This window comes from Actinomycetota bacterium (genome assembly GCA_036280995.1).
Classification (GTDB): domain Bacteria; phylum Actinomycetota; class CALGFH01; order CALGFH01; family CALGFH01; genus CALGFH01.
Map to the genome: position 1 here is coordinate 1 of DASUPQ010000074.1, position 3,031 is coordinate 3,031.

Here is a 3,031-nt window from a genome sequence, read left to right on the forward strand (position 1 = left end):
TCGCGCTCGGCCAACGTCGTGCCGATCCTCTCATCCGAACAGCGGGGCTGACGGCACGTCAGGCTATCACGGGCTGCCACAGGCCTCTTGCCAGGGGCCGAGATGACCAGTTGAATAGCGCGCCGTAGGGGGTCGTGGCGATGGCGCACCGCCAGGGAGGACATGGGAGGAGCACCCGAGCGGGATGATGACCGCAGGCCGCTGCGGCTTGTCGTGCCGCCGTCATCCGGCTCCCGCCTGCCCGGGATCGAAGGCGCTCGCGCCGTCGCCGCCGGCAGTGTCCTCGTGTACCACTGCTGGCTCTTCGGCAGTCCCGACGGGACCAGCCCGCGCCTGGGGCCCCTGACCGGCGTCATGCCCCATCTCGCGGTCGGGGTGATCTTGTTCTTCTCGCTGTCCGGCTTCCTCCTGTACCGGCCCTTCGCGGCCGCGGTGCTGCGCGCCGCTCCCGGACCCGGCATCGGCGGCTACCTGCGCAACCGCGCCCTGCGGATCCTGCCCGCCTACTGGGTCATCCTGCTGCTGAGCGGTGTCGTCCTCCAGGTGGCGCTGCTTCGCGAGGACACGCCGGGGCTCCAGCTCGGGTCGCTCGCCCGGGAGCCGGACACGATGGTCAAGAACGTCCTGCTGGTCCAGAGCTACGACCGCAACACGCTGCTGACCGGCATCGGGCCAGCGTGGTCGCTGGTGATCGAGGTCGCCTTCTACCTCGCCCTGCCGGCGCTGGCCCTGCTGGCCATGACGCTCGCCCGGCCCGCGACCAGCCGGTTGGGGCGCCGTCGGGCCGCGCTGGCGCCTGCCGCCGCCATCCTGCTCCTGGGGCTGGGCGCCAAGGCGGTCACCAACCTCGTCGCCGGCTCGAGCTCCGGGTGGGAGGCGGACTGGCCCTCGGTGCTGGCGCGCAGCTTCCCCGCCAACGCCGACCTGTTCGCCTTCGGCATGGCCCTTGCCGTGTTGCACACCGAGGTCAGGGACGGCGCAGTGACCCTGCCGAGATGGTGGCGAGCCGGCGCCCTGGCCGCGGCCGGCGCCACGGCGCTGGCGGCGGTGTGGATCGTCCCGGAGGGCATGGGCCTCGGCGTGGCCAAGTACGACGTCCTCATGGCGGTCTCGTGCTCGCTGCTGCTGGCGGTCGTCGTCCTGCCCGACCCGGGGCCGTCGCGACGGCGGCGGCTCCTGTGGCTGCTGGACACGCGGCCCCTGGTGGTGGTCGGCCTGGTCTCCTACAGCCTGTTCCTGTGGCACGAGCCGCTGGTGTACTGGCTCCGCGAGCATGGCCTGACACGGCCCGGAGCCGGTGGGTTCGTCGTCAACCTGGTCGTGCTCGCCGCCGGCGCCGGGGCCTTGGCCGCCCTCACCTATCGATTCGTCGAGCGGCCGGCGATGGCGCGCAAGCGGGGCGCAACCGGACCCCGGCGCCCTAGGAACAGCAGGTCAGCCCGGGTCGCGGGCACGGGCCAGCCGTCCGGCCAGCGCCGGGAACATCGCGGCCAGCTCCCGCGCCAGTCCGGTGTCCAGCCGCCGATCGAGCGCCCAGAGCACACCCCCGGCCACGGCCAACCCCAATGACCCGGCGACGACGAGCGCCGGGAGGCCGGACAGCAGCCGGTCGAACCCCAGGGCGGTAAGGCCCGCGGCGGCGGCCGCCGCCAGCACCGCGAGCACCTGGGCGCCCAGCCCGGTGACCGGGCGGACCACCATGTTGCGGGTCGCCAGCAACCAGCCGATGGCAACCACCACCTCGGTGATCAGCCAGGCCACCGAGGCGCCGACAAGGCCGGCCGCGCCGGCGAGGGCCCAACCCAGCCCCGCAACCAACACCAGCCTGACGGCGGCCAAGGCGGCGGCGGGCTGGGGACGACCAATCCCCACCGCCATGGGCTCGCACGCGGCCGCGATGACGCGGATCGCGGCACCGGCGGCCAGCACCCGGATGGGCAGCTCGGCGCCGGCCCAGCGGGCTCCCAGCACCTCATTGACCAGTGACGGGGCGAGCACGATGAGCAGGACATATCCGGGGATGAGCAGGGCGAACATCCCGACCAGGGAGGTGCGCAGGGCCCGGGTCCTGCGCACCGGGTCGGCCTGCAGGCGGGCATGCAGCGGCATCCCGATCGACCCCACGGCGCTCTCGACCGAGGTCAGCGGGAGCATGACCAGGCGCATCGCCAGGTAGAAGATGCCGAGCTCGGCGGTGCCCAGACGCCGGGCGATCACGGCGCGCAGCAGCGCCTCGCCGGCCAGGCCGAGGACGCCCACGGCGAACAGCCAGCGGCCGAACCGGAACAGCGATCGGGCCGCGCCCTGATCGAAGGAGATCCGCGGCCGGTGCGGAGCCACCAGGTACGACAGCGCCACCCGGACGAGGTTCGCGACCAGCACGCCGACAACAAGCGCCCAGACGCCGAGCAGCGTCGCCAGGGCGATCGATACCACGGCCTCCACCGCGGCCTCGGGCACCCGGATAAAGGTCAGCTTCCGGAACTGGAGGTTCCGGGTCAGGTCGGCGATCTTGATGCTGGCCAACGCCGCCAGGACCGGGGCGGCCGCGAGCGGGGGGAGGATGCTGGCCGCTCGCGGCTCCCCAAAGAACTGGGCGATCAACGGCGCCCCGACGACAAGGACGATGGCGACCACCAGCGCCCGCACGATCCCAACTGTCCAGGCCGTGTCGAACTGCGACTCGTCGACCCGGTCGCGCTGCACCAGGGCGGTCACCATGCCGACGTCGGTGAGGGTGAGCAGCAGCTCGATCACCACCCAGGCGATCGCGAGCAGCCCGAAGTCTTCCGGCGTGAGCAGGCGGGCCAGCACCACGAACCGGACCAGCGAGATCAGCCTCGTCGCGGCGAGTCCCGCGCCGTTCCAGAGCAGCGCGCTACCCGTCCGGCTGGCCAGCGAGCCCCTCATGACCGCCCCGCGCTCCGCAGGCCCGCGATGATGCCTGGCAGGATCCCGCGCACCTCGGCCTGTCCGAGCAGCGCGAGCTCGCCGTTCCGGGTGGCCGCCGCCCGCAACAGCAGCCAGGGAC

Annotated in this window: 1 protein-coding gene and 1 pseudogene; one reads left to right on the forward strand and one right to left on the reverse strand. The window is 73.0% G+C overall.

Annotated elements, in window-relative coordinates; genetic code table 11:
* Positions 1-162 precede the first annotated feature (162 nt).
* Positions 163-1,569 (forward strand): acyltransferase, encoded by a 1,407-nt coding sequence (locus tag VF468_02075; protein HEX5877104.1) that lies wholly within the window; start codon positions 163-165, stop codon positions 1,567-1,569.
* Between the two features lie 390 nt (positions 1,570-1,959).
* On the opposite strand, the pseudogene VF468_02080 reads toward VF468_02075, so the two are convergent.
* Positions 1,960-2,910: pseudogene (locus VF468_02080) on the reverse strand (oligosaccharide flippase family protein).
* Between the last annotated feature and the right edge of the window lie 121 nt (positions 2,911-3,031).

Coding starts and splice junctions, on each gene's coding strand:
- VF468_02075 (HEX5877104.1), top strand. CDS start 163: ATGGGAGGAGCACCCGAGCGGGATGATGACCGCAGGCCGCTGCGGCTT.